22 protein-coding genes and 1 tRNA gene are annotated in these 23,636 nt (G+C 69.0%); 16 read left to right on the top strand and 7 right to left on the bottom strand.

Going from position 1 to position 23,636, the window contains the following annotated elements; translation table 11 throughout:
* Positions 1 to 1,230, top strand: coding sequence for a c-type cytochrome biogenesis protein CcmI/CycH (locus ACFO6Q_RS15005; RefSeq protein ID WP_380021919.1), 1,230 nt, complete (start codon positions 1 to 3; stop codon positions 1,228 to 1,230).
* 139 nt (positions 1,231 to 1,369) lie between these two features.
* On the top strand, positions 1,370 to 2,197 hold the full coding sequence (locus ACFO6Q_RS15000) for a M48 family metallopeptidase (protein WP_380021918.1): 828 nt from the start codon (positions 1,370 to 1,372) through the stop codon (positions 2,195 to 2,197).
* Positions 2,198 to 2,404: 207 nt separating this feature from the next.
* On the opposite strand, the gene ACFO6Q_RS14995 is transcribed toward ACFO6Q_RS15000, so the two are convergent.
* The 3 genes from ACFO6Q_RS14995 to ACFO6Q_RS14985 are packed head-to-tail and all read right to left on the bottom strand — an operon-like array spanning position 2,405 to position 4,619.
* Entirely contained in the window at positions 2,405 to 3,046 is a 642-nt protein-coding gene (locus ACFO6Q_RS14995) for a lysophospholipid acyltransferase family protein (protein WP_380021917.1), read from the bottom strand.
* Positions 3,046 to 3,990, bottom strand: coding sequence for a phosphatidate cytidylyltransferase (locus ACFO6Q_RS14990; protein WP_380021916.1), 945 nt, complete (start codon positions 3,988 to 3,990; stop codon positions 3,046 to 3,048). Before ACFO6Q_RS14990 ends, ACFO6Q_RS14995 begins: the two co-directional genes overlap by 1 nt.
* Positions 3,987 to 4,619, bottom strand: a complete 633-nt coding sequence (locus tag ACFO6Q_RS14985) for a CDP-alcohol phosphatidyltransferase family protein (RefSeq protein WP_380021915.1) — start codon at positions 4,617 to 4,619, stop codon at positions 3,987 to 3,989. The genes ACFO6Q_RS14990 and ACFO6Q_RS14985 overlap by 4 nt, the downstream gene beginning before the upstream one ends.
* 141 nt (positions 4,620 to 4,760) lie before the next feature.
* On the opposite strand from ACFO6Q_RS14985, the gene metX reads away from it, so the two are divergent.
* The 8 genes from metX to ACFO6Q_RS14945 all read left to right on the top strand — a co-directional run bounded on the left by metX (position 4,761) and on the right by ACFO6Q_RS14945 (position 12,508).
* A complete protein-coding gene (gene metX / locus ACFO6Q_RS14980) occupies positions 4,761 to 5,861 on the top strand; it encodes a homoserine O-acetyltransferase MetX (protein ID WP_380021914.1) in 1,101 nt (366 codons plus the stop codon).
* A 36-nt stretch (positions 5,862 to 5,897) separates the two neighbouring features.
* Entirely contained in the window at positions 5,898 to 6,476 is a 579-nt protein-coding gene (locus ACFO6Q_RS14975) for a cysteine dioxygenase family protein (RefSeq protein ID WP_380021913.1), read from the top strand.
* Positions 6,477 to 6,736: 260 nt separating this feature from the next.
* A complete protein-coding gene (locus tag ACFO6Q_RS14970; RefSeq protein WP_380021912.1) occupies positions 6,737 to 7,195 on the top strand; it encodes a MarR family winged helix-turn-helix transcriptional regulator in 459 nt (152 codons plus the stop codon).
* Between the two features lie 23 nt (positions 7,196 to 7,218).
* Positions 7,219 to 8,679, top strand: coding sequence for an efflux transporter outer membrane subunit (locus ACFO6Q_RS14965; protein ID WP_380021911.1), 1,461 nt, complete (start codon positions 7,219 to 7,221; stop codon positions 8,677 to 8,679).
* Between the two features lie 108 nt (positions 8,680 to 8,787).
* Positions 8,788 to 9,999 (top strand): HlyD family secretion protein, encoded by a 1,212-nt coding sequence (locus ACFO6Q_RS14960; protein ID WP_380021910.1) that lies wholly within the window; start codon positions 8,788 to 8,790, stop codon positions 9,997 to 9,999.
* Between the two features lie 120 nt (positions 10,000 to 10,119).
* Positions 10,120 to 11,652, top strand: coding sequence for a DHA2 family efflux MFS transporter permease subunit (locus tag ACFO6Q_RS14955; RefSeq protein ID WP_380021909.1), 1,533 nt, complete (start codon positions 10,120 to 10,122; stop codon positions 11,650 to 11,652).
* Positions 11,653 to 11,919: 267 nt separating this feature from the next.
* Complete coding sequence (locus ACFO6Q_RS14950; RefSeq protein ID WP_380021908.1) at positions 11,920 to 12,267, top strand: BON domain-containing protein; 348 nt, start codon at positions 11,920 to 11,922, stop codon at positions 12,265 to 12,267.
* 43 nt (positions 12,268 to 12,310) lie between these two features.
* Complete coding sequence (locus ACFO6Q_RS14945; RefSeq protein ID WP_380021907.1) at positions 12,311 to 12,508, top strand: CsbD family protein; 198 nt, start codon at positions 12,311 to 12,313, stop codon at positions 12,506 to 12,508.
* 517 nt (positions 12,509 to 13,025) lie between these two features.
* Here ACFO6Q_RS14945 and ACFO6Q_RS14940 read toward each other — a convergent pair.
* Both ACFO6Q_RS14940 and ACFO6Q_RS14935 read right to left on the bottom strand, forming a co-directional pair.
* Complete coding sequence (locus ACFO6Q_RS14940) at positions 13,026 to 13,286, bottom strand: hypothetical protein (RefSeq protein ID WP_380021906.1); 261 nt, start codon at positions 13,284 to 13,286, stop codon at positions 13,026 to 13,028.
* A gap of 249 nt (positions 13,287 to 13,535) precedes the next feature.
* A tRNA-Leu gene (locus ACFO6Q_RS14935) sits at positions 13,536 to 13,622 on the bottom strand.
* Positions 13,623 to 13,809: 187 nt separating this feature from the next.
* Between ACFO6Q_RS14935 and ACFO6Q_RS14930 the strand changes: the two genes are divergently transcribed.
* Entirely contained in the window at positions 13,810 to 15,672 is a 1,863-nt protein-coding gene (locus ACFO6Q_RS14930; RefSeq protein WP_380021905.1) for a M20/M25/M40 family metallo-hydrolase, read from the top strand.
* 7 nt (positions 15,673 to 15,679) lie between these two features.
* Here ACFO6Q_RS14930 and ACFO6Q_RS14925 read toward each other — a convergent pair whose 3' ends face one another.
* Positions 15,680 to 16,765 carry a serine hydrolase domain-containing protein gene (locus ACFO6Q_RS14925; RefSeq protein ID WP_380021904.1) on the bottom strand — a complete coding sequence of 362 codons (1,086 nt, stop codon included), beginning with the start codon at positions 16,763 to 16,765 and terminating at the stop codon, positions 15,680 to 15,682.
* A gap of 146 nt (positions 16,766 to 16,911) precedes the next feature.
* Between ACFO6Q_RS14925 and ACFO6Q_RS14920 the strand changes: the two genes are divergently transcribed.
* The 5 genes from ACFO6Q_RS14920 (at position 16,912) to ACFO6Q_RS14900 (ending at position 22,524) form a co-directional block, all read left to right on the top strand.
* On the top strand, positions 16,912 to 18,039 hold the full coding sequence (locus ACFO6Q_RS14920; protein ID WP_380021903.1) for a sensor histidine kinase: 1,128 nt from the start codon (positions 16,912 to 16,914) through the stop codon (positions 18,037 to 18,039).
* The gene (locus tag ACFO6Q_RS14915; protein WP_380021902.1) at positions 18,036 to 18,686 is read left to right on the top strand and encodes a response regulator transcription factor; all 651 of its coding nucleotides are present in this window, start codon (positions 18,036 to 18,038) and stop codon (positions 18,684 to 18,686) included. The genes ACFO6Q_RS14920 and ACFO6Q_RS14915 overlap by 4 nt, the downstream gene beginning before the upstream one ends.
* A gap of 104 nt (positions 18,687 to 18,790) precedes the next feature.
* Entirely contained in the window at positions 18,791 to 20,335 is a 1,545-nt protein-coding gene (locus ACFO6Q_RS14910) for a DUF1521 domain-containing protein (RefSeq protein ID WP_380021901.1), read from the top strand.
* 540 nt (positions 20,336 to 20,875) lie between these two features.
* The gene (locus ACFO6Q_RS14905; protein WP_380021900.1) at positions 20,876 to 21,235 is read left to right on the top strand and encodes a DUF1428 domain-containing protein; all 360 of its coding nucleotides are present in this window, start codon (positions 20,876 to 20,878) and stop codon (positions 21,233 to 21,235) included.
* A gap of 176 nt (positions 21,236 to 21,411) precedes the next feature.
* Complete coding sequence (locus ACFO6Q_RS14900) at positions 21,412 to 22,524, top strand: alpha/beta fold hydrolase (protein ID WP_380021899.1); 1,113 nt, start codon at positions 21,412 to 21,414, stop codon at positions 22,522 to 22,524.
* A gap of 20 nt (positions 22,525 to 22,544) precedes the next feature.
* On the opposite strand, the gene ACFO6Q_RS14895 is transcribed toward ACFO6Q_RS14900, so the two are convergent.
* The gene (locus ACFO6Q_RS14895) at positions 22,545 to 23,462 is read right to left on the bottom strand and encodes a M14 family metallopeptidase (RefSeq protein ID WP_380021898.1); all 918 of its coding nucleotides are present in this window, start codon (positions 23,460 to 23,462) and stop codon (positions 22,545 to 22,547) included.
* Positions 23,463 to 23,636: the final 174 nt, after the last annotated feature.

Genomic DNA, 23,636 nt, shown 5'->3' with positions numbered 1-23,636 from the left:
ATGAGCGCATTTCTTCCGCTCGCGGCGCTGATGATCGGCGCCGCGCTGGCCTTCGTCGTCGTGCCGCTGCTGCGCCACGCGCGCAGCGCTCCCGCCCACGACACCGTGGCGCGCCGCCTGCGCGCGCTCGACCAGGCGCTGGCCGAAGGCGTCGTCGACGCCGACGAGTACGCCGCCAAGCGTGCCGCGCTCGGCGCGGCGGAGAACGCGCGGCCGGCGGCGCCTTCGCGCCTGGCCTTCGGCGTCCTGCTCGCCGCCGCCCTGCTGCTGCCGGCGTCGGCGATCCTGCTGTACCGCCTGGTCGGCGCACCGCAGGCGCTGGATCCGGCCAATCTCGCCGCGGCGCCCGCGCCGCACGGCGACCGCGGTCCGGAGATGGAAAAGGCCATCGCGCTGCTGGCCGAGCGGCTGCAGAAGCAGCCCGACGACGTCGAGGGCTGGGCCCTGCTCGGCCGTGCCTACCAGGCGATGAACCGCGTCGCCGAGTCGCTTGACGCCTACCGCCGCGCGCACGAGCTGGCCAAGGACAATCCGACCCTGGCGGTCGAGTATGCGCAGGCACTGGCCTTGTCGACGCCGGGACAGCGCATCGAAGGCGAGCCGCGCACCCTGCTGGAAGGCGTGCTCGCCGCCGATCCGAACAACCAGCGCGCGCTGTGGCTGGTCGGCATCGGCGACTACCAGGCCGGCCGTTACGACGCGGCGATCGCGCGCTGGAACGTGCTGCTGCCGCTGCTGCAGCCCGGCTCGGAAGTCGCGCGCAGCGTGCAGGCGCAGATCGCCGATGCGCAGGCCAAGCGCGACGGCAAGGAACCGCCGGCCGCTCCGGCGCCTGCTCCACCAGAAACGGCGACCGCGGCAGCGGGTCAGGCCCCAGCCGAATCGCCGCGGCTTCGCGTCAGCGTCGCGCTCGCGCCGGCGTTGAAGGACAAGCTCGATCCCGAAGCCACCCTGTTCGTGTTCGCGCGCGCCGCCAGCGGGCCGCCGATGCCGCTGGCGATCCAGCACCTCAAGGCCGCCCAGCTGCCGGTCACGGTGGAACTCGACGACGGCATGGCGATGATGCCGAACATGAAGCTGTCGACGTTCCCGCAGGTGGTGGTCGGCGCGCGCGTGTCGAAATCCGGCAACGCCATGCCGCAGAGCGGCGATCTGCAGACGCTGTCCGCGCCGACCGACGTGAACCGCAAGGACACGATCGCGCTGACGATCGACCAGGTCGTTCCCTGACCGGTTCCGGCGTGCGCAGCCGCGCGTGCCGGCGAATCACTTTTTTGCAATCGCCCGCGCAAGCTGGGGAGACCTCCGATTGCGGGCGTCTCGCGCGCGATGCTAGGTTCCCCGTTCCATTCACTAGAGGGACCTGTTCGTGAATCCGAATCTTCGCAAGCTCGCACTCGCCACCGCCGTCGCCTTCGCGGCCCTCGCCACTGCCGCCCACGCCGACGACAAGAAGGGCGTGCTGGGCGGAATCGGCGGCCTGCTCGGCGGCAAGAAGGGCGGCTCCGACACCGGCAAGCTGCTCGAAGCCGGCTCCGACGCGGTCAAGGGACTGACCCTTTCCGACGCCGACATCGCCAAGCTCGGCGCCGAATCCGCCGTCGCCTACGACAAGAAGAGCAAGGTGCTGCCGGCGAGCAACAAGTACGCGCAGCGCCTGGCCAAGATCACCTCCGGCTACACCAGCGAGGACGGCCTCAAGCTCAACTACAAGGTGTACCAGTCCGACACCGTCAACGCGTTCGCCCTGCCCGACGGCTCGGTGCGCGTCTACACCGGCCTGATGGACCTGATGGACGACGACGAGCTGCGCTTCGTGATCGGCCACGAGATCGGCCACGTGAAGTACGGCCACTCCAAGGCGCGCTTCAAGACCGCCTACCTGACCCAGGCCGCGCGCAAGGGCGTCGCCAGCCAGGGCAGCGCCGCCGGTGCGGTCGCCTCGTCCGAACTCGGCGGCGTGGTCGAGAACGTGATCAACGCGCAGTTCTCGCAGAGCAACGAACTGGAATCGGACCAGTACGGCCTCACCCTGCTGAAGAAGAGGGGCCTGAACCCGAAGGCCGCGGTCACCTCGATGCAGAAGCTCGAGAAGCTCGACGGCGGCAAGAAGGGCAGTGCCAGCAGCATCGTGTCGAGCCACCCGCCGTCGGCCAAGCGCGTCGAGCGCCTGGAAAAGGCGATCGCGAAGAACTGAGCGTCGTTCGGAGCGCGACGTCGCGGCGAGGAAAATCCAGGCGGCGTCTCGAAAGCGCCCTCACCCCGGCCCTCTCCCGCAAGCGGGAGAGGGGAAAGCTCATCCCCGGACTGCACTGCAGGCTTTCACCTCTCCCGCTCGCGGGAGAGGTCGGCGCTCCGCGCCGGGTGAGGGCTCTCTGAGCAGATCTTTCACGCCGATTCCCGCTCACAACCACTCCGCCCGCCTCTCCTGCTCGGCCAGCGCGCGCATCGATTCCACGTAGCGCTGCATGTAGGCCGCGCGGTCGCCGTCGAAGCGCAGCGGTTCGCCGACGAAGATGTCGACGAAGAACGGCACGATCACCCACTCGCCCTTCGGCAGCGCCTTGCCGAGTCCGTGCGTGAACACCGGGATCACCGGCACGTCCGGGCGGCGTTCGGCGATGCGCGCCAGGCCGGTCTTGAACTCCGCCATCAGTTCCGGCTCGCCGCGCGAGCCTTCCGGAAAGAACACCAGGATGTCACCGCGATCGAGCGCCGCGGCCACCGGCGCGAGCAGGTCGTCGTGCAGGTGCCGGCGCTGCCGGTTCAGCGGCACGATGCCGACCACGTTGAGCGCGAACCAGGCGAGCAGCTTGTTGCGCAGGAAGTAGTCCGCCGCGGCGACCGGCCGCACGCGCGGCAGCAGCCGCAGCGGCAGCAGGCTGATCAGCGCCATCGCGTCGAGGTGGCTGTTGTGGTTGGCGGCGAGGATCGCCGGCCCTTTCGCCGGCAGCCGCTCGCGATGGCGCACGTTGAGGCCGAGCACGAACAGCACGACCAGGCGCACCAGCACGCCGTAGAAGAACAGGCGCAGCAGGTAGCCCATCAGAAGTAGAAATACTTCATGAAGTGGAAGAACAGCGGCGCGGTGAACAGCAGGCTGTCGACGCGGTCGAGGACGCCGCCGTGGCCGGGAATCAGCGAACCGGAATCCTTCACGCCGATGTCGCGCTTCACCGCGGAGACGGTGACGTCGCCGAGGAAGCCGCCGATGCCGATCATCAGGCCGACCGCGATCGAATCCGTCGCGGTCAGCGGCGTCAGCACCGGCGCGAGCAGGAACGACAGTACCGTCGTCGTCAGCACGCCGCCGAGCAGGCCTTCCACGGTTTTCTTCGGGCTGACCGATTCGATCACCTTGCGCCGCCCGAGGGTGCGGCCCCACAGGTACTGCGCAACGTCGTTGAGTTCGGTCAGCAGCACCACGAACAGCAGCAGCGCGGCGCCGTGCGCGACGGTCGCCTGGCCGTCGGGCAGCACCAGCAGGTAGGCCAGGTGGCTGAGGCCGAACACCATCGTCATCAGGCCCCAGTGCAGCGTGCCGGCCGCGCGCAGGAAATCCTTGGTGTCGCCGCGCAGCACCATCAGCGCGGCGACGAACAGGAACGCCCACACCGGCACGAAGATCAGGAACATGTGATACCAGTGCTGCCACACCCACCCGTACTGGATCGGCACGCACAGATAGACCCAGAACAGCACGCGGCGATCGGCGCGCCGCGTCGGGATCAGCGACAGGTATTCCTTCAGCGCCAGGAAGGACAGGATCGCGAAGAACGCGATCGCCACGCCGCGGCGGAACGCGATCGCCACCGCGAACACGAACACCAGCACCCACCAGGACTTGACCCGCGCGGACAGCTCGTCATGCCGGCCGGCCGCGTCGCCGCAGCGCATCAGCGCGACGACAAGGCTGGCGACCAGCAGCAGTGCGATGACCGCGGCCAGCGTCCACTGCACGCTGCGCGGGATCCAGAACTCCGCCATCATGCCGCGCCCTCCTTGCCCGCGACCTCGGCCAGCGCCTGCCGCGCGCGGTTGACGACGGTCCACAGCGACGCGGCGAGCAGCAGCCACAGCAGCCAGCCGATCCACGCGCCGCCCGGCACGCCCAGGCCGAGCAGCAGGCCGAGCAGCAGGCCGAGCGCGGCGAACGCGAAGGCGCGATCGCTCTTGCCGAACGGGCCGTCGTAGCGGCGGCTGGCGCCGATCTGCACGCCGACGACACCGGTCATCTCCACCACCACCGCGCAGACCGCGACGAGCACCACGGGCACCGCGGGAAACTCCGGGTGCAGCGCCAGCGGCAGGTACATCGCCACGTCGGCGACGACGTCGCCGAGCTCGTTGAGCACCGCACCGAGTTTCGACATCTGGCCGTGTTCGCGCGCCAGCATGCCGTCGATCGCGTTCAGCGCCATGCGCAGGAACAGCGCCAGCGGCAACAGCAGCAGGACTTCGCGGCGCGGGCACGCAAGCAGCGCCGCGCCGACCGCGAAGGCGATCAGCACGGCGGCGACGGTGACCTGGTTCGCCGTCGCACCGGCGCGTGCCAGCGCGCGCACGAACGGCCGCAGCAGGCCCTGGAAGGCCGGTTTGAGCTGGTAGATGCTCGGCATCGAAGTCTCCCCGCGACGACGCGGCAACATAGCAGAACGGTCGCCGCCGCCGGACACCCCAGAGGCCGGCACGCGCACGCGCCTTGGCGAGGCGGGCATCCCCCGCTACATTCCGGCGTCCGTTCCCGACTTCGCCCGCCCATGTCCGACGCCCGCCGCTGGTTCGACCTGTCCTCGCCGTTCCGCATGAAGCGCGGCGGCGAACTCGTCGGCGCGCGCCTCGCCTACGAGACCTGGGGTGAACTCAACGCCGCGCGCGACAACGCGATCCTGATCCTGACCGGCCTGTCGCCGAGCGCGCACGCCGCCTCGAGCGACGAGGATCCGTCGCCGGGCTGGTGGGAAGAAATGCTCGGCCCGGGCAAGCACATCGACACCGACCGCTGGTTCGTGATCTGCGCCAACACGCTCGGCTCGTGCAAGGGCTCGACCGGCCCGGCCGACGTGAATCCGGTGACCGGGGAACCGTACCGCCTGGATTTTCCCGAGCTGACGCTCGAGGACGCCGCCAACGCCAGCTTCGAGCTGGTGCGCGGACTGGGCATCGACCTCCTCGCCTGCCTGCTCGGCAATTCGATGGGTGGCATGACCGCGCTGGCCTATCTCGCCCAGCATCCGGGCAGCGCGCGCGCCCACGCCAGCATCTCCACCGCCGCGCAGGCGCAGCCGTTCGCGATCGCGATCCGCTCGCTGCAGCGCGAGTCGATCCGCCTCGATCCGAACTGGCAGCAGGGCCGCTACGACGACGCGCACTACCCCGAAGCGGGCATGTCGATCGCGCGCAAGCTCGGCGTGATCACCTACCGCTCGGCGATGGAATGGGTCGGACGGTTCGCGCGCATCCGGCTCGATTCCGACCAGCGCGACGAGGAACCGTTCGCCGTCGAGTTCCAGATCGAGTCGTACCTGGCCGGGCATGCACGCCGCTTCGTGCGCAGCTTCGACCCGAACTCGTACCTGTACCTGTCGCGCGCGAGCGACTGGTTCGACATCGGCGAGCACGCCGGCGGCAACGTCGACAATGCCCTGAAGCGCCTGGGCGTGGAGCGCGCCCTGGTGATCGGCGTGGAGACCGACATCCTGTTTCCGCTGCCGCAGCAGGAGCAGATCGCCGACGGCCTGCGCGCCGGCGGCGCCGAGGTCGATTTCGTCGCGCTGGACAGCCCGCAGGGGCACGACGCGTTCCTGGTCGACATCCCGCGCTTCGGCGCGGCCATCGCGCGCTTCCTGGCCGCGCTGTAGAATGGAAATGATTTTTCCCTCTGTCGAGATAGCCCGATGTTGTCGCTCGAATTCCCCGGCGCCCGCCACCTGATCGAGGAAATCGACCGCGCCGTGTCGCAGCGCGAGGAAGCGGCCATCGCCGATGCCCTGCGCAACACGCTGTGCCGCCTGATCCGCGACCAGAACGTGCGCCTGCCCGGTTGCGTGTTCGAGCGCGAAAGCGACCACTACGCGCGGCGCGAGCTGTACCGCAGCGAGAACCTGGGCTACAGCGTCATCGCGATGACCTGGGGCCCCGGCCAGGGCACGCCGATCCACGACCACGCCGGCATGTGGTGCGTCGAGGGCGTGTGGGAAGGCTTCCTCGAAGTCACGCCGTACGAACTGATGGAAAACCGCGACGGCCGCTACCGCTTCGAGTCGCGCGGCACGATGAACGCCGGCCCCGGCTCCGCCGGCAGCCTGATCCCGCCGCACGAATACCACACGATCCGCAACCCCAGCGACGACGCCATCGCGGTCTCGCTGCACATCTATCGCGGCGCGATGAACGCCTGCTCGGTGTTCCAGCCGGCCGAGAGCGGCTGGTACGAGCGCGACGAACGCAAGCTGTCGCTCGATCGCACGCACTGATCCGCGCCGGCCCGGCTGCCCGTCCCGCGACGGCAGCCGAGGAATTCCGACATTCTCCAAGAGGCGGACATGCCTCCGCCCGGCGGCGCACGGTCGATGCGCCTCCTCGTTCACGAGGCGCCGTTGCGGCCGGTCTTCCGCACCCGAAACCACGCAAGCCGACGCACGTCCCCCACGGCTCGAACGCCTTGCCTCATTAAATAAACTTCATCGTCTGTCGTTGCCTTGAAAATTGTTGCCTAGGCAACATTACAGCGCGCATGAAGAAAACCGCCCTGCACGGTGTCCGCGACGACGGCAACTTCGCGCTGCTGGTACGCCAGATCCGCGACGGCTGCCAGCACCAGATCGAGCGCCAGCTCGAAGCCGACGGCATCCGCATCAGCTTCAGCCAGTATCTGGTCGTGAAGATCCTCGACAAGTACGGCCCGCAGAGGCCGGGGGACCTGGCCCGCTACCTCGACCACAACGCCGGCGCGATGACGCGGCTGATCGACCAGCTCGAAGCCGAAGGCTACGTGCGGCGTGAACCGCACGGGCAGGACCGGCGCGCGCTGACGATCGAACTGATGCCGGCGGGCAAGCGGCTCTGGCGCACGATCAGCGGCTACTCCGAACGCATGCAGAAGCTGGCCCTGCGCGGCCTGTCCGCGGCGGACCGCGCGCGCCTGCTCGAACTGCTCACGCACGTGCGCGACGCGCTCGAAGACATTCCATGACCGCCACGCCCGAAAGACATCCCATGCGCTCTCCCGCCTTCCTCGCCCCGCTCGCCGCCGCTGCCGCGCTCGCCCTGGCCGGCTGCGCCAGCACGCGCGGCCTGCACACCGACGGCACGCCGATCGACGCGGTCGCGCTGCACGGCGAACGCAGCTTCGCCGACGTCCGCACCACCCCGGCGGCGTGGCCGGCGTCCGATTGGTGGACGACGCTCGGCGACGAGCAGCTCGACACCCTGGTCGCCGAGGCGCTGCGCGACAATCCCGACCTCGCCAGCGCCGACGCGCGCGCGAAGGAAGCGCAGAGCCAGGTCGACACGCGCTACGCCGAACGCCTGCCGACGGTGAACTCCGCCGCCAACGTCGCCGGTGTGCATCTGCCGACCACCGCCGCGCCGAAGCCGGTCGGCGGCCGCTTCAACAGCTATCCCACGCTCTACGCCAGCTTCAGCTGGGGCCTGGACATCTGGGGCGGCAAGCGCGCCGCCTGGGAGGCCGCGCTCGGCCAGGCGCGCGCCGCCGAGATCGACGCGCATGCCGCGCGGCTCGCGCTGTCGATCAACGTCGCGCGCGCCTACGTGCAGCTCGGCTACGCCTTCGCCGAGAAGGACGTGGCCGATGCGCAGCTGGCGCGCGCAAAGGCCTCGCACGCGCTGGTCGAACAGCGCGTCACCGCCGGCATCGAGAACCAGCTGCAGATGAAGCAGGCGGAAACCGAAATCGCCAGCGCCGAGCAGCAGGTGGCCGACGCCGACGGCTCGATCGACGCCGCGCGCATCGCGCTGTCCGTGCTGCTCGGCAAGGGACCCGATCGCGGCCTGGACATCGCGCGGCCGAAAGCGCTGCAGCCGAGCGTGCTGGCGCTGCCGCCGAATCTGACGGCCGATCTGATCGGCCGCCGCGCCGATCTCGTCGCGGCGCGCTGGCGCGTCGAGGCGGCGAACCGGAACATCGCCGCGGCGAAGACCGAGTTCCTGCCCAACCTGGAGCTGTCGGCCTTCGCCGGTCTGACCTCCTCCACCGTCGACACGCTGTTCTCGCTGCCGGCGCGCTTCTTCATGATCCAGCCGGCGATCAGCCTGCCGATCTTCGACGGCGGGCGTCGCCGCGCCGACCTCGATCGCGCCGACGCCGGCTACGACCTCGTCGTCGCGCAGTACAACACGACCCTGGTCGGCGCGATCAACGACGTCGCCGACAAGCTGTCCAGCCTCGACTCGCTGCAGACGCAGATCGCCGCCCAGCAGCGCGCCGTCGCCGCCGCGCGTTCGGCCTGGGATCTCAGCCAGCAGCGCTACAAGGCCGGCATCGGCAACTATCTCGACGCGCTCAGCGTGCAGCAGCAGCTGCTCGCCGCCGAGCAGCGCGCCGCCGCGCTCGACGCGCAACGGCTCGACACCTCGGTGCGCCTGGTGCAGGCGCTCGGCGGCGGTTTCGACGCAGCCGGCGACGTGCCGTCGATCGCCGGTGCACCACCGCCGTAGACCGCCGCGCCGACGCACGCCGGATCCGGTCGCGAGCGGCTTGGCCAGTTCGGCCGAACCGCTTCCGGATCATCCGTTCTACAAAGATCCACTTCACGAGCACATGCCATGAGCACCGCGAACCCCACCGCCGGCGAAACCGCCGTGCCGACCAACGGCCGGCGCCGTTTCCTGCTACGCCTCGTCCTGCTCGCCGTCGTCCTCGCCGCGATCGGCATCGGCATCTGGTATTACACGGTGAGCCGCTGGTACGAGAGCACCGACGACGCCTACGTCAACGGCAACGTGGTGCAGATCACGCCGCAGGTCGCCGGCACCGTCGTGCGCATCCAGGCCGACAACGGCGACCTGGTGCACAAGGGCGACGTGGTGGTCGAGATCGACGGCAGCGACGCGCGCATCGCGCTGCAGCAGGCCGAAGCGAACCTCGCGCGCACGGTGCGCCAGGTGCGCGGCCTCTACAGCAACGTCGAGAGCGGCCAGGCGCTGGTCGCCGCGCAGAAGGTCACGCTCGATCGCGTGCGCGCCGACTACGCGCGCCGCAAGGGCCTGGCCACCACCGGCGCGATCTCGGCCGAGGAACTCGCGCACGCGCGCGACGCGCTCGCCGCGGCGGAAAGCCAGCTCGCCTCGTCCCAGCAGCAGCTCAGCACGAGCAAGGCGCTGGTCGACGAAACCGTGATCGCGCGGCACCCGGACGTGCTCGCCGCCGCGGCGACGCTGCGCACCGCCTGGCTCGCCGACGTGCGCTCGAAGATCTACGCGCCGGTCGATGGCTACGTCGCGCAGCGCACCGTGCAGGTCGGCCAGCGCATCCAGCCCGGCACTGCCCTGATGGCCGTGGTGCCGCTGCAGCAGGCCGGGCAGATCTGGGTCGACGCGAACTTCAAGGAGACCCAGCTCGCGCAGATGCGCATCGGCCAGCCGGTCACGCTGAAGTCCGACCTCTACGGCGGCGAGGCGATCTACCACGGCAAGGTCGACAGCCTCGGCGTCGGCACCGGCAGCGCGTTCTCGCTGCTGCCGGCGCAGAACGCGACCGGCAACTGGATCAAGATCGTGCAGCGCCTGCCGGTGCGCATCGCGCTCGATCCGAAGGAACTGCAGAAGAGCCCGCTGCGCATCGGCCTGTCGATGCGCGCCGACGTCGACCTGCACGACCGTTCCGGCCCGGCCCTGGCCCTGCACGCACCGGGTGAACCGAAATTCACCACCGACGTGTACGCCGGACAGGCGCAGGGCGCCGAGGCCGAGATCGAGCGCATCGTGCACGAGAACGCCGCGCGCGCCGGCGACGAGCGGCGCGTCTCGCAGCGGTGAAGGTCCGGCCGCACGGCTTTCGCAAGTGACGCGAACGCCGCGCGGCCATCCGCTTCTTCAGCAACCGCCGCCTGTCGCGCGCGAAACCGGCGCGGCGAATGCGACGCACAAGACTCCGCCATGAGCACCGAAAGTTTTCGTCCGCCCAATCTCGCCCTGACCACGGTCGGCCTGTCGCTGGCGACCTTCATGCAGGTGCTCGACACGACCATCGCCAACGTCGCGCTGCCGCACATCGCCGGCGACCTCGGCGCGAACGCGAGCCAGTCGACCTGGGTCATCACCTCCTTCGCCGTGTCGAACGCGATCGCGCTGCCGCTGACCGGCTGGCTGGTGCGCCGCATCGGCGAGGTGCGCCTGTTCATCGGCATGACCTTGCTGTTCAGCCTGACCTCATTGCTGTGCGGCGTCGCCGAGAGCATGCCGATGCTGATCGCGTTCCGCGCGCTGCAGGGCGCGGTCGCCGGCCCGATGTATCCGGTGACGCAGAGCTTGCTGCTGTCGATCTACCCGCCGCACAAGCGCGGCCAGGCGCTGGCGCTGCTGATGACGGTGGTCATCGTCGCGCCGATCGTCGGCCCGATCCTCGGCGGCTGGATCACCGACAGCTATTCCTGGCCGTGGATCTTCTTCGTCAACGTGCCGGTCGGCATCTTCGCCGCCTTCATCGTGTTCAACCAAATGCGCCGCCGCGGCGACGTCACCGCGCGGCCGAAGATGGACTACGTCGGACTGGCCACCCTCGTCATCGGCATCGGCGCGCTGCAGATCCTGCTCGACAAGGGCAACGAGGAAGACTGGTTCAACTCATCGTTCATCGTCGCCTGCGCCGTCGTGTCGGCGATCGCCCTGGTCGTGTTCGTGATCTGGGAGCTGACCGACAAGGAACCGATCGTCAACCTGCGCCTGTTCCGCCACCGCAACTTCAGCGCCGGCACGTTCGCGATGACGCTGGGCTACGCCGCGTTCTTCGCGATCAACATCCTGGTACCGCAGTGGCTGCAGCAGTACATGGGCTACACCGCGACCTGGGCCGGCCTGGCGGCGGCGCCGATCGGCATCCTGCCGGTGCTGCTGACGCCGCTGGTCGGCCGCTACGTCAACAACTTCGACCTGCGCCTGGTCGCCAGCGTCTCCTTCGCGATCCTCGGCACGACGTGCTTCCTGCGCTCGCAGTTCTATCTCGACGTGGACTTCCATCACGTCGCCATGGCGCAGTTCATCGCCGGGCTGGGCGTGGCGATCTACTTCATGCCGCTCACGCAAATCGTGCTGTCGCCGCTGCACTCCCACGAGATCGCCGCCGGCACGGGCCTGGCGACCTGCATCCGCAACATGGGCGGCAGCTTCGCCGCCTCGATCACCAGCTACATGTGGCAGGACCGCGCGATCTTCCATCATGCGCGCATGACCGAGCACGTCACGCCCTACGACCCCGGCTCGCGCGAGGCGATCGCCGCGCTCGGCCACGGCAGCAGCGACACCGCCTACGCGATGCTCGAACGCACGATCAACCAGCAGGCCTACCAGCTCTCGTTCAACGAACTGTTCTTCGTGCTCGGCTGGATCTTCCTCGGCCTGATCCTCGTGCTCTGGCTGACGCGGCCGCCGTTCGTGGCCAAGGTCGGCGGCGCCGCCGGCGGGGGGCATTGACGAGGCGACCGCTCCACGCGGACCGGGAAGCGATTGCGTCCACGTGTCCGCGCGACGAACGCGCTGATGCTCGCCGCCGCAGCGTGCGGCGGACGCGCTCCTCTCCGCTCCGGCACACGTGTTCGCCGACGACAAGGTTTCGTTGGCATCCGGTGAACATTCCGTTGTTCATCGGAGAGTGGGGACGTTCGTCTATGGTTTCCCACGTCGCAGCCGCATCGATGCTCGCACGTGCAGCGCGACGGAAATCCCCAGAAGGAGATCCCCATGAATCGCAGCAATGCTTCGCTCGTTTCCCTTTCCCTGGCCGCCGCCCTGCTCGTCGGCGCCGCTTCCTTCGCGACTGCGCAGACGGCGGCGCCAGCCGACGGGAACGAACCGACGAAGTCGGACCAGCCGGTCACCGATACCTGGATCACGACCAAGGTGAAGACGGAGCTCGCCACCACCGACGGCGTCAAGAGCATGGAAGTCGACGTCAAGACCGTCGACGGCGTGGTCACGCTGACCGGCGTGCTGGCCACCGATGTCGCGGTCAAGAAGGCCGTCGCCGCCGCCGAGAGCGTGAAGGGCGTCAAGCGCGTCGACGCGTCCGGCCTGAAGTCGAAGGAGTGAGGGCGCCGCCCGGCTCCATTCCCGAACGAACGAGGAGGTTCCGATGAACGAAGACCGGATCAAGGGACAGTGGAAGCAGCTGACCGGCAAGCTCAAGGCCCAGTGGGGCAAGCTGACCGATGACGACCTGACGGTCGCGGAAGGCAACAGCGAATACCTGGCCGGCAAGCTGCAGGAACGCTACGGCATCGCCAGGGACGAGGCGAAGAAGCAGGTCGAGGAGTTCGGCCGCAAGCTGTAGCCCGATGCCATGGTGACACCCGTGGAGCGGCGCTTCGGCGCCGCTCTTTTTTTGCGCGATCGCCGCCGTGAAAGGCGGGTTCGAAAAATCCCGCTGTTCCGGCGTCTCCCGACGAGCGGCAGCGGGCAAAGGCTGTGACGCCCGCCAGGAGGGGGATCGCGGCGGGCGCAGCGAGTGTCCGCGTGCGGCGTCTCAATTCGCGCGACGAACGGTGCCGGAAATGTCGCGTGCCGTTGCGGCGAAGCCGTATCCGAACAGCGGGCCGAGACCGACACGAGAAAAGCGCGTCTTGCGCAAAATTTTCCGACCTGCCACCGCAAGGCTCAGCCGAGCGGTATCGGAGAACAGCTCTCATTCGACGGAGCGGAACGAAGAGCACGACCGTGATCGCGAAGCGCTGAATGCCTCGCCGGCGCTCCGCCATAGGACCATTGTGGAATGGCGCGTCTGCCAGACCAGACGGTGAGGCCCCACCAACGGCGGGGCCTCACACGCACTCACACATCCTTGCCTTTAGCTACTGCATACCCACCGAGGCCGACGTGCAGGAAGAATTGAACGCGGAGTTTGCCGGCACGTTGTGCACCACATCGTTGTAGTACGGCAAAGTTCCCGAATAGACAGTTACGGGGCCGTTGATAGTCAGCCATAGAAGTGCGCAGGGAATGACGAAGATTGCCAGCCACTTGGCAGCAATCTCTCGACGCATCGACGCTTCCATTGCTGCCCAACCCTTGGTCTTCGCGAAGTAGCCGTTGCCGCCATGCTCCTTGAGCACGCGGGCTGCATCGTAGAGGCCGCCACCGGCTGGAGCTTGTATTTCGTCGCCTTGGGCTTCGATTTGGCTACCGTGAATGCCGTAAGCGCCTTGGATTCACCGGACATGGGTTCCCCAAGGGGTTCCAGATGGCTTGCCCAGGCTCCCGCAGATTCAAGTGGATGGTAGTGGACGTCACGGGACGTCAAGAAAAAAACCCGCATTTCTGCGGGTTTCTGGGACTTCCTCGGACGTCGCCGAACGTCGATCTGGTGCCGAAGGTGGGACTCGAACCCACACGCTTTTAAGGGCGGCGGATTTTGAGTCCGCTGCGTCTACCGATTCCGCCACTTCGGCCTGCGCTGCACGGCAGGCGGCCGTGCAGGGCCGCGCAGTATAAGGGTTTGGCTCCGGGGCGAGAAGCAATCGGGGCGGCGATGTCGTCGCCGCTTCCCGATCGGGTAGGGTATCCGGGCCGCCTGCTCGTTCTCCCCGGGACGACGAGCCTCCAGCGCCCGTCGCCGCCGCACTCCTTGGGGAAATCATGAATCTCATTCGCACGCTGCTCGCCGCCTCGGCGGCCTTCGCTTCGGCCGCGCTGGCCGCGCCGCCCGCTTCGTCGACGCAAAGCGGCGGCACCGTCTACGCCGTGCTGTCGCGCGAGACCTTCGACGGCGCGCTGGCGCAGGCGCGCGAGGCGACGGCGTGGCGCGACCGTCTCGGCCGCGACCTCGTCGTCGCGCAGCTCGATGCGGCGCAGCTCGACGCCGTCAGCCGGCACGTACACGAGGGCGAAGGACGCTGCGGCGGCTTCTTCACCTTCGGCAGCCGGCCCGAGGCCGAAGCCTTCCTCGCCGGCGACCGCACGGCCGAGGCGATCGCCCTCCCCTTGGGCGCCCTCTACACGATCGACAACCGCGCCACCGTCGACGCGTGGCTGCCGCAGCCGGCCGAAGCGAACATCCGCACCACCATCGCCACGCTGTCGGCCTACCGCAACCGCTTCTACGCGTCGAGCCACGGCCGCGAGGCCGCGGAGTGGATCCGTGACACCTGGCAGGACCTCGCCGCGAACCGCACCGACACCGAGGTCGAGCTGTTCGAGGACTGCACGGACTGCTCGACGCAGCCGTCGGTGATCCTGACCGTGCGCGGCGCCGACCTGCCGGACGAGATCGTGGTGATCGGCGGCCACCTGGATTCGATCAACTGGTCCACCGGCAATCCGGGCCCGAACGACGTCGCGCCCGGCGCCGACGACGACGCCTCCGGCATCGCCACCATCACCGAGATCATCCGCATCGCGATGGCGAACGGCTGGCAGCCGCGGCGCACGGTCAAGTTCATGGGTTACGCCGCGGAGGAAGTCGGCCTGCGCGGATCGAAGGCGATCGCCCGCCGCTTCGACGAGGACGGCGCGCAGGTCGTCGGCGTGCTGCAGCTGGACATGACCAACTACAAGAACGGCACCGCGTACGACATGCAGATCATCAGCGACAACTCCAATGCCGCGCTGCTGACCTATTTCGGCGAGCTGTTCGACGAATACCTCGCCCCGCTCGGATTCACCCGCACGAGCCTGGCCTGCGGCTACGGCTGTTCGGACCATTCCTCGTGGACGCAGGCCGGCTATCCGGCCGGCATGGTGTTCGAGGCCGGGCAGCCGCGCCCCAACGGCGGCCTCGGCGGCCTGCCCTACGTGCACTCCTCCGGCGACACGCTGGCGAACATGGACGACTCCGCCGAACACAGCGTCAAGTTCGCGCAGTTCGGCCTCGCCTTCCTCGGCGAACTGGCCAAGACGCACGACGGCGGCACCAACCAGGCGCCGGTCGCCGGCTTCGACTACAGCACCGAGCGCATGACGGTGCGCTTCACCGACACTTCCAGCGACGCCGACGGCACGATCGCCTCGCGCCAGTGGGACTTCGGCGACGGCACCGCGTCGAGCGAAACCGATCCGGTCAAGACCTACGCCACCGTCGGCCGCTACGCCGTCGCGCTGACGGTGACCGATGACGGCGGATTGCCGAACCTGCACACCGCCACGATCGACGTCGACAACGGCATCGTGCCGCTCGCCAACGGCGTGGCGGCCGACGGGCTCGCCGCGCAGCAGGACACCGTGCAGGTCTTCACGCTCGACGTGCCGCCGGACGCGGCGGACCTGCGCTTCACCGTTTCCGGCAGCGCCGGCGAGGATGCGGATCTTTCGATCGCCTTCGGCGGCGACGTCGTCTGCGAATCGCGCCAGCCGTCGGCGGAGGAAACCTGCGCGATCGCGACCCCGGCCGCGGGCGTCTACACGGCGACGGTCCAAGCGCGCAGCGCGCTCGGCGGCTTCTCGATCACGGGGCAGTTCGTCGAGCCGGGCGAGCGCATCTTCGCCGACGGCTTCGAGCCGTAGCGCGGCCTCAGGTCCCTGTCGACGCCTGGATCATCCATTCGTGCAGCTTCTGGTGATGGCTGCGCCAGCCGTCGCCGTCGAACAGCATGAACAGGCCGAGCTGCAGCAGGCTGCGGCCGGTGTCGTTGCGCGAGACCAGCACCAGGTGGCGCCTGGCGTCGACGATCATGAACTGGCCGCCCCAGCCGTCGGCCCAGACCGTGCCGGCTTCGCGGTCGATCCACCACAGATAGCCGTAGCCGTCGAACGGGTCCATGCCGTGGACTTGCGAGCGGGATTTCGTGCTTTCGGCCACCCAGGCCTCCGGCACGACCTGCAGCGCGCCCCAGCGGCCGCCGTTCGCGTACAGCGCGCCGAAACGCGCCAGGTCCGCCGCCGACATGAAGACGACGAACTGGCGATGCTCGGTGTAGCGCGGCTGGTCGTAGATCACGTGGCCGGGCTTGAACGTGGTCATGCCGGTGGGCCTGGCGATCCAGTTGTACAGCGCCTGGCCGATGCTCAGTCCGGTGCGCCGCTCGAAGATCACGCCGAGCACGTTGAAGCCCCAGTTGTTGTAGTAGAACGCCTCGCCCGGTCGATGCGAACCGCGCCGCGGCCGCCCGTCCTTCATGCCCTGCGCCTCGCCGGCCGCCTCGATGTAGATGCCCGAGCGCGATTCGAGCAGGTCGCGGATCGTCGCCATCTTCTCCACCGCCGTCAGCGGCACCACCGCGTCGTCGATGCCCAGTTCCGCCAGTGTCTGGTCCAGGCGCAGATAGCCCTTCTCGATCGCGATGCCGTACAGCGCGCTGAGCAGGCTCTTGCGTACCGAATGCGTGTTGATCGGCAGGTCCACCTCGCCCCAGCGCGCCAGCAGCCGGCCGTCCTTCAGCGCGACGAAGGCATCGAAGCGCGTGCGTTTGGGCAGGTAGTCGTAGGCCTGCGCGATCGCCCGCGGATGCGTCACCGTCGCCGCGGGCAGCTCGGTGCCGAACGCGTTGCGCTCGCCGATGCGGATCGCCGGCACCGCGCTCAGCGCCAGCGCCGCGACGGCCAGTGCCGGCAGCGCCCAGGCGGCAATCTTCAGGGTCTTGCGGATCTTCGGGTTCATGCGGCATTGCTCCGGAAGGACGATGCGCACTGTCCGCGTTTGCGCCGTGGCGACCCAGATATCGGAAGTCACCGCAGCGGGTGACGAAAGTCATCCGTTTTGCGGATCGGCTTGCCTTCGCCGCGCACCGACGCGAAGCTGGCCGCATGTCGCAACGGACGTCCTACGCTCATCCGCTGGCGGCGATCGCGGCGGCGGTCGCCTGGGCCGCGGTCGGGCTGGAGCTGTGGACCGGACCGGTCGTGGCGACGGCGATCGGCGCCTCGCTGCCGGTGCACGGACTGGCGCGCGCCCTGCATCTGGCGTTCGGACTGGTGTTCGCGATCCCGCTGGCGCTGCGCGCCCGCCGCACGGCACGGCTCGCGCTGGCCGCTCTGCTCTGCACGCTCGCGCTGGTGCTGGTCGCGCTCTACCGCTACAACTCGGCCGCCGCGCTGCTGGTGATCCCGATGCTCGAATTCGCCGCCCTGCTCGGCCTGCCCGCGCTGGCGGGCGCGTGGCTGGCGACCAACGCACTGCTGCTCGCCGTCGTGGTGGCGTTCCGGCAGATGGATTTTCCGCTCACCTACGTCGGCCTGCAGGCCGGCATCCAGCTGTTCGCGATCGCACTGGTGCGTTCGGCGCGCAGGACCGAGCAGGCGCGCGACGAACTGGCCGCCACGCACGCGGAGCTGCTCGCCACGCGCGGCATGCTGGCCGAAATCGCGCGCGGCCAGGAGCGCCTGCGCCTGTCGCGCGAGCTGCACGACGTGGCCGGCCACAAGCTCACCGCGCTGCGCCTGAACCTCGCCGCGCTGGCGCACAACAAGCGGCTGGACACCGACGAGGTCGTCGCGCTGTGCACGCGCCTGACCGAGGAACTGCTGGACGACCTGCGCTCGGTCGCGCACCAGCTGCGCCTGCACGACGGCCTCGACCTTGGCGCGACCATGCGGCGCATGGCGGCGCCGTTCCCGCGTCCGCGCGTGCATCTGCAGATCGCCGCCGACGCGCGCGCGGCGACCCTGGAACAGGCCGAGGTGCTGCTGCGCGCGTTCCAGGAAGGGCTCACCAACGCCGCCCGCCACGGCGACGCCGGCGAGCTGCGCGCGGAGCTGCGCCGCGAAGGCAGCGAGATCGTGCTCGACCTGCGCGACGACGGCGGCGGCGGTGGCGACACCCGCCCCGGCGGCGGACTGGCCGGCATGCGCGAACGGCTGCACGCCCTCGGCGGCGAGCTGCGCTTCGGCCACCAGGGCGACGGTTTTCGCCTGCAGGCGCGGCTGCCGGCATGACGCGCATCGAACCTAAGCGCATCCGCATCGCGCTGGCCGACGACCAGGCCCTGGTGCGCGGCGGCCTGAAGGCTCTGCTCGGCGGCTTCGCGCAGTTCGAGATCGTGCTCGAGGCCGGCGACGGCGAGGAGCTGCTGCAGGCGCTGCCGGAAACGACGGTCGACGTCGTGCTGTGCGACGTGCGCATGCCGCGGCTGGACGGCTTGGAGGTCTGCGCGCGGCTGCGCCGCCTCGCCGCGTCGCCGCCGGTGATCCTGCTGACCACGTTCGACGACGCCGGCCTCGCATTGCGCGCGATCGAGGCCGGCGCCAGAGGGTTCCTGCTGAAGGACGCCTCGCCGCTGGAACTGGTCGAGACGATCGAGGAAGTCGCCGCCGGCCGCACGCTGGTCGCGCCGATCGCCACCGACGCGATCCGCGAACGCTACGCCTACCGCGACGGCGACCTGCCCGAAGGCCGCTTCAACCGGCGCGAGATCGACGTGCTGCGCCTGCTCGCCGGCGGCTACACCAACCGCGAGATCGGCCAGGCCATCCACGTGACCGAAGGCACGGTCAAGAATTATCTGATGGACATCTTCGACAAGCTCGGCACGCGCGACCGCACGCGCGCGGTGCTGAAGGCGATCACGCTGAAGATCATCTGACTCCCGGGGTAATCCCTAGCTAGGGATTACCCGACTGCCATCCGTATGGATACATGTATACAAATATACATGCTCAAACCGAGCCATCAGCGAAGGGAACTCTCATGACCGGCATTTCCACTCTGCGCAATTTCTCCGAGAACACGCAGTTCCAGGGCAGCATCGACAGCTCGCTGGGTCGCACGGATCCCAGCCTGGGCGCCACGCGCATCCGCGCGACGCTGGATTCGGTCGACCCGAACCGTTTGTCGACGCAGGAAAAGAACGTGCTGATGTCGACGGTGGACCTTCTCTCCAGGGATGGTCACATCAGCGCCGGCGACGCCGACACGGTGAGCAGTCTGGTGCACAGCTTCGAGTCGAGCGGCCGGTTCGCCGACACCGTTTCCGGCGGCAACAGCGGCCGCCTCGACGTGCCGCAGGGCTGGAATCCGTCGCCGACCGCGCAAGCGGCTGGCCGCTCGCCGGCCAATCCGATGTTCGGCGGCCTGCTAGGCCTGGTCGTCGACAAGGTCGTGCAGGCGTTCCAGGATGGCCTCTTCATGGGCGCGGGCCAGAGCATGCTCGGCACCTGCGACGGGTGCCGGAACCAGCAGGGCGTCAGCAAGGCGCTCGGCGACGCCGACCTGTCCAAGCTCAATCCGCAGGAGCGTTCGCAGATCCTGCAGCAGATCGGCTTTGCCTCCCTCGACGGCCACATCAGCAAGATCGAATCGAACGCGATCATCGACACGTTGAATCGCGCGCAGGGCATCAAGCCGCCGCAGAACGGCGACTGGCAGGTCAAGCAGGACGGCGGCAAGGCGCAGATCGACCTGGGCAAGTACACGCTCGATCTCAACGAGGGCAACTCCGAGTTCACGCTGACCAACAAGGAAACCGGCGAGCAGACGCGCGTGTGGGGCGACCCGCACTTCCAGACCACCGACGAGAACGGCAACCTGAAGGCGGTCGGCGACTTCTACGGCACCACCACGCTGAACCTCGACGACGGCACCAAGATCACCATCCACACCACGCCGTGGGCTGCCGGCGGCAACGGCGCGACACTGGCGACGGAGCTGGTCATCACGCAGGGCGATCGCGCGATGGTCGTGCAGGGCCTGGACCAGAACCAGCTCGGCGACCTGCGCATCGGCCAGGTGGCGAACGGCGGCCGTCTGGTCGACGCAGTCAACCAAGACGGCGCCAACCTCTACGAGAACCCGGAAGGCACCGGCTGGCTGCGCATGAACGAGGGCGGCTTCCTGACCGAGGTCGACGGCGCGTTCCTCAGCACCATCCGCGACGACCGCCCCGCGTCGGGCAGCGACACCCTGCCGCGCCAAAGCGGCAACACCGGCGGTGGATTCGCCGTCACGCCATTCGCCAATCCGATCCATCTGTTCGCCAACCTCGGCGGCGGCGGAGACGACGCGCGCCCCGCCGACGGCCATCGCCCGACGATCGGCCCGGTGAACCACGAGCCGCCGCGCGCGAACCCGAACACCGCCGGTGGCGGGCGCGACGCCAGCTACTACCGGAACAATCCCGACTACGAACTGAGGGCGGACGGGAGCTACGCGCTCAAGTACAAGCCCCTGGAGCACGGCAATATTTTCGTTCTCGGGATGCGCATGCTCGACGACGGCACCAAGGTGTGGGAATAGGACTCCGCGCCGGCCAGGACCGCTCTCGCCGGACGGCGCGCATTCCGCGCCCCGTTCCGGCGGCGAACACCGCCGCCCGCTGAAGAACGGCCGGACGCGGCGGCTTTCACATCGCTGTTCCGGGCGGACGCCCCGTATTCGGGCGTCCGCTCGCGTGCGCTCCGGCTCCGCCCGGCAGAGCGTGCGCATGCTCGATCGCGACGACACGATCGTCGCGCGGTTTCGCCAGGTCGGCCGCTGAGGACTTGTTCGCGGCCGCTACGCTGGCACCGCGATCGGCCTGGATCGCCCACACACGGCGCGGCCGACAGCTCCTCGGCCGCGCCGACCGCATCGGTCGGCGACACCCCTTCGGCAGCTGAGGGACGGCAGTCCCGGACCGGCGCTATCGGAACGGATGCGGAATGGAAGGCCCCGCTCGCGACAACTGCGCTCGGGCGCAGGCTTGTCGATTCCGCGCGCTCCCGTTCGTCGTCATGACGAGGACCCGGTCGGCACTGCGCCGCGGATCCGACTTTCCCCCGGAACAGGAGCCATTTCATGTCCTACGTCGACGGTTGCGTCATCCCCGTGCCCACCGCCAACAAGCAGCAGTTTCTCGACTTCGCCCGCCGCGTCGACGCCATCTTCGTCGAGCACGGCGCCGTCCGCGTCATGGAGTGCTGGGGCGACGACGTCCCCGACGGAAAGCTGACCGACCTGCGCCGCGCGGTGCAGGCGAAGGCCGACGAGACCGTCGTGTTCTCGTGGATCGAATGGCCGGACAAGGCCACCCGCGACGCCGGCATGGCCAAGGTGATGCAGGACCCGCGCATGGCGAACGATCAGATGCCGTACGACGGCAAGCGCATGATCTTCGGCGGCTTCGCGCCGCTGCTCGACCTGAAGGGCCCGGGCTGAGCGCCACGCGCCGTCAGTGCATCGTGCCGGCCTTGCGCCGGCGCTTCACCTCGTACATGGCCTCGTCGACACGCGCCCCGCCCGGCAATCCGGGCGATCTGCGCCGCGTGCGTGTTGCATCGCGCACGATTCGTGGAGGATGCTTCGATGAATCCGTCTCCGTCCAACCGCTGCGCATGAAACGCCTTCTCGCCTCGCTCGCCCTTCTGCTGTTGCCTGTCGCCGGAACGGCCTTCGCCGAATGCAAGGACACCTCCAACTACGCCGATGCGCGCGCGATCGTGCGCGACCTCGACCGCATCGTCGCACCCGGCGGCGTGCAGGAGTCGTACAAGATGCGCATCGGCGGCGTCGACCACTGGGTCAACGCGCGCGGCCAGGACCGCGCCAATCCGGTCCTGCTGTTCGTCCACGGCGGTCCCGCCTCGCCGGTAACGCCGACGCTGTGGCAGTTCCAGCGCCCGATCGAGGAATACTTCACCGTCGTCAACTACGACCAGCGCGGCGCCGGCAGGACCTACGTCGAGGACCATTCGGCCGCGGTCGGCGACAGCCTGCGCATCGAGCGCTACGTCGACGACGCGATCGAGCTGGCCGAACAGGTGCGCAAGCGCTACGGCAAGCGCAAGCTGGTGCTGATGGCGCACAGCTGGGGCACCCTCATCGGCATGCGCGCGGCGCTGAAGCGGCCCGACCTGTTCTACGCCTATGTCGGCATCGGCCAGGTCATCGACGTGCGCGAGAACGAGCGCCTGAGCTTCGACTACGGCCTGCAGCAGGCCAAGGTGCACGGCAATGCCGCGGCGGTGAAGGAGCTGGAGTCGATCGCGCCCTACCCCGGCGACCGCCCGATCACGCGCGAGCGCATCGTCGTCGCGCGCAAGTGGGCGCAGTACTACGGCGGCCTCAGCGCGTTCCGCGACGCCTCCGACTACTTCTTCAAGGCGCCGCTGCTGTCACCCGACTACGAAGACCGCGACCGCTGCGCGGTCGACGAGGGCAACATGTTCACGCTCGGCCGCGTGCTGGACGAGTTCCTCGCCGTCGACCAGCGCGGCGTGCGCTCGTTCCCGATTCCGGTGCTGATGTTCATGGGCCGCCACGACTACACCACGCCGTCGGCGCCGACCGAGGCCTGGCTGCGCGCCGTCGACGCGCCCTACAAGCGCGGCATCTGGTTCGAGCATTCGGCGCACATGATCCCGTGGGAGGAACCGGGCAAGACCGTGCTCAGACTGGTGCAGTACGTGCTGCCGCTGGCGAAGGACGCGGACGCGGAAAAACCCTGAGCGCTTCTCCGCGCGTGCGGCTAGGCGTGCGCCAGCGCGAAATCCAGCGCAGCGCACACCGCGGCGACCTGCGCGGCATTGCACTGTTCCGGTGTGGCGCGCGGGCTGTCCGGATAGACCTCGGTGGTGGTCTTGTAGCGCGCGTCGGTGACGCCGGCGCACAGGCCGAGCGAACGCAGCGGATAGCGGATCACCCCCGGCGCGACCATCGGCGAGCCGATGATTTCGCCCCTGGCGTCGGCGGGCGCGATGTGCGTGACCTTCGCGACCGCCTCGATGATCGCCTGCTGGAACTCCGGCTGCGGGCTGTCGGCATCGTCGACCAGGTAGAACCCGTCCGGAATCCCGTCCGGCTCGAACGGCTTGCCGTCGCGCGCAGCCAGCGCCGGGCGGAACTCGCTCTCGTCGCTGTCGGTGGTCTCGTGCAGGTCCACGTGCACCAGGAAACGATCGAGCAGCGGCGCGACCAGGCGCAGCAGCGCCGCCGATTCGCCGGCCGGGCTGTTCTCGCGGAACGAACGGTTCGGATCGATCGCCTGCGGATTCCAGCGATGGATGCGCTCGTACGCCCAGGGGCTGATGCACGGCGCGACGAGCAGGTTGATCCGCCCCGCGTAGCCGGCCATGTGCGCGTCGACGAACTGCAGCGCGCCGTGCACGCCGCTGGTCTCGTAGCCGTGCACGCCGCCGGTGACCAGCGCGCACGGCAGCTCGTCGCGCCACTCGCGGCTGCGGATCGCGAACAGCGGGTAGCTGTCGGGCGCATAGTCGAGTTGGCCGTACTGCGTCACCTCGAAACGCTCGCGCAGGCGTTCGATCGGACTCAGCACGTCGTCCGCGTAGCTGCGCCGGCGCAGCTGGCGCGAGCGCCACTCGGCCTTCTCCGCCTCGCCCCAGGCAGTGCCGGGTGTGCCAATCGGATAGGGTGTCGTGTCCATCGCTGTGTCGCTCGCTGCTGCCGTTGTTAACTCCAGACTTTAGAGCACCACGCCCAACGATTCCAAGGCAAACCGCTCCGACTTCCCGCAGGCGCGTTTGGACTCCACAACTGCCAAGACCCTCCCAAACGCCAGCCTGGAGATCGTCCCTAATTGCCCGGCTGGCGAGGCCTT

The organism is Dokdonella ginsengisoli, from assembly GCF_042652785.1.
In the GTDB taxonomy this organism is placed as follows: Bacteria; Pseudomonadota; Gammaproteobacteria; order Xanthomonadales; family Rhodanobacteraceae; genus Dokdonella_A; species Dokdonella_A ginsengisoli.
This window is presented reverse-complemented; position numbering and strand designations above follow the sequence as displayed.

Coding starts and splice junctions, on each gene's coding strand:
- ACFO6Q_RS15005 (WP_380021919.1), top strand. CDS start 1: ATGAGCGCATTTCTTCCGCTCGCGGCGCTGATGATCGGCGCCGCGCTG.
- ACFO6Q_RS14995 (WP_380021917.1), bottom strand. CDS start 3,046: ATGGGCTACCTGCTGCGCCTGTTCTTCTACGGCGTGCTGGTGCGCCTG.
- ACFO6Q_RS14990 (WP_380021916.1), bottom strand. CDS start 3,990: ATGATGGCGGAGTTCTGGATCCCGCGCAGCGTGCAGTGGACGCTGGCC.
- ACFO6Q_RS14985 (WP_380021915.1), bottom strand. CDS start 4,619: ATGCCGAGCATCTACCAGCTCAAACCGGCCTTCCAGGGCCTGCTGCGG.
- metX (WP_380021914.1), top strand. CDS start 4,761: ATGTCCGACGCCCGCCGCTGGTTCGACCTGTCCTCGCCGTTCCGCATG.
- ACFO6Q_RS14975 (WP_380021913.1), top strand. CDS start 5,898: ATGTTGTCGCTCGAATTCCCCGGCGCCCGCCACCTGATCGAGGAAATC.
- ACFO6Q_RS14970 (WP_380021912.1), top strand. CDS start 6,737: ATGAAGAAAACCGCCCTGCACGGTGTCCGCGACGACGGCAACTTCGCG.
- ACFO6Q_RS14965 (WP_380021911.1), top strand. CDS start 7,219: ATGCGCTCTCCCGCCTTCCTCGCCCCGCTCGCCGCCGCTGCCGCGCTC.
- ACFO6Q_RS14960 (WP_380021910.1), top strand. CDS start 8,788: ATGAGCACCGCGAACCCCACCGCCGGCGAAACCGCCGTGCCGACCAAC.
- ACFO6Q_RS14955 (WP_380021909.1), top strand. CDS start 10,120: ATGAGCACCGAAAGTTTTCGTCCGCCCAATCTCGCCCTGACCACGGTC.
- ACFO6Q_RS14950 (WP_380021908.1), top strand. CDS start 11,920: ATGAATCGCAGCAATGCTTCGCTCGTTTCCCTTTCCCTGGCCGCCGCC.
- ACFO6Q_RS14945 (WP_380021907.1), top strand. CDS start 12,311: ATGAACGAAGACCGGATCAAGGGACAGTGGAAGCAGCTGACCGGCAAG.
- ACFO6Q_RS14930 (WP_380021905.1), top strand. CDS start 13,810: ATGAATCTCATTCGCACGCTGCTCGCCGCCTCGGCGGCCTTCGCTTCG.
- ACFO6Q_RS14925 (WP_380021904.1), bottom strand. CDS start 16,765: ATGAACCCGAAGATCCGCAAGACCCTGAAGATTGCCGCCTGGGCGCTG.
- ACFO6Q_RS14920 (WP_380021903.1), top strand. CDS start 16,912: ATGTCGCAACGGACGTCCTACGCTCATCCGCTGGCGGCGATCGCGGCG.
- ACFO6Q_RS14915 (WP_380021902.1), top strand. CDS start 18,036: ATGACGCGCATCGAACCTAAGCGCATCCGCATCGCGCTGGCCGACGAC.
- ACFO6Q_RS14910 (WP_380021901.1), top strand. CDS start 18,791: ATGACCGGCATTTCCACTCTGCGCAATTTCTCCGAGAACACGCAGTTC.
- ACFO6Q_RS14905 (WP_380021900.1), top strand. CDS start 20,876: ATGTCCTACGTCGACGGTTGCGTCATCCCCGTGCCCACCGCCAACAAG.
- ACFO6Q_RS14900 (WP_380021899.1), top strand. CDS start 21,412: ATGAAACGCCTTCTCGCCTCGCTCGCCCTTCTGCTGTTGCCTGTCGCC.
- ACFO6Q_RS14895 (WP_380021898.1), bottom strand. CDS start 23,462: ATGGACACGACACCCTATCCGATTGGCACACCCGGCACTGCCTGGGGC.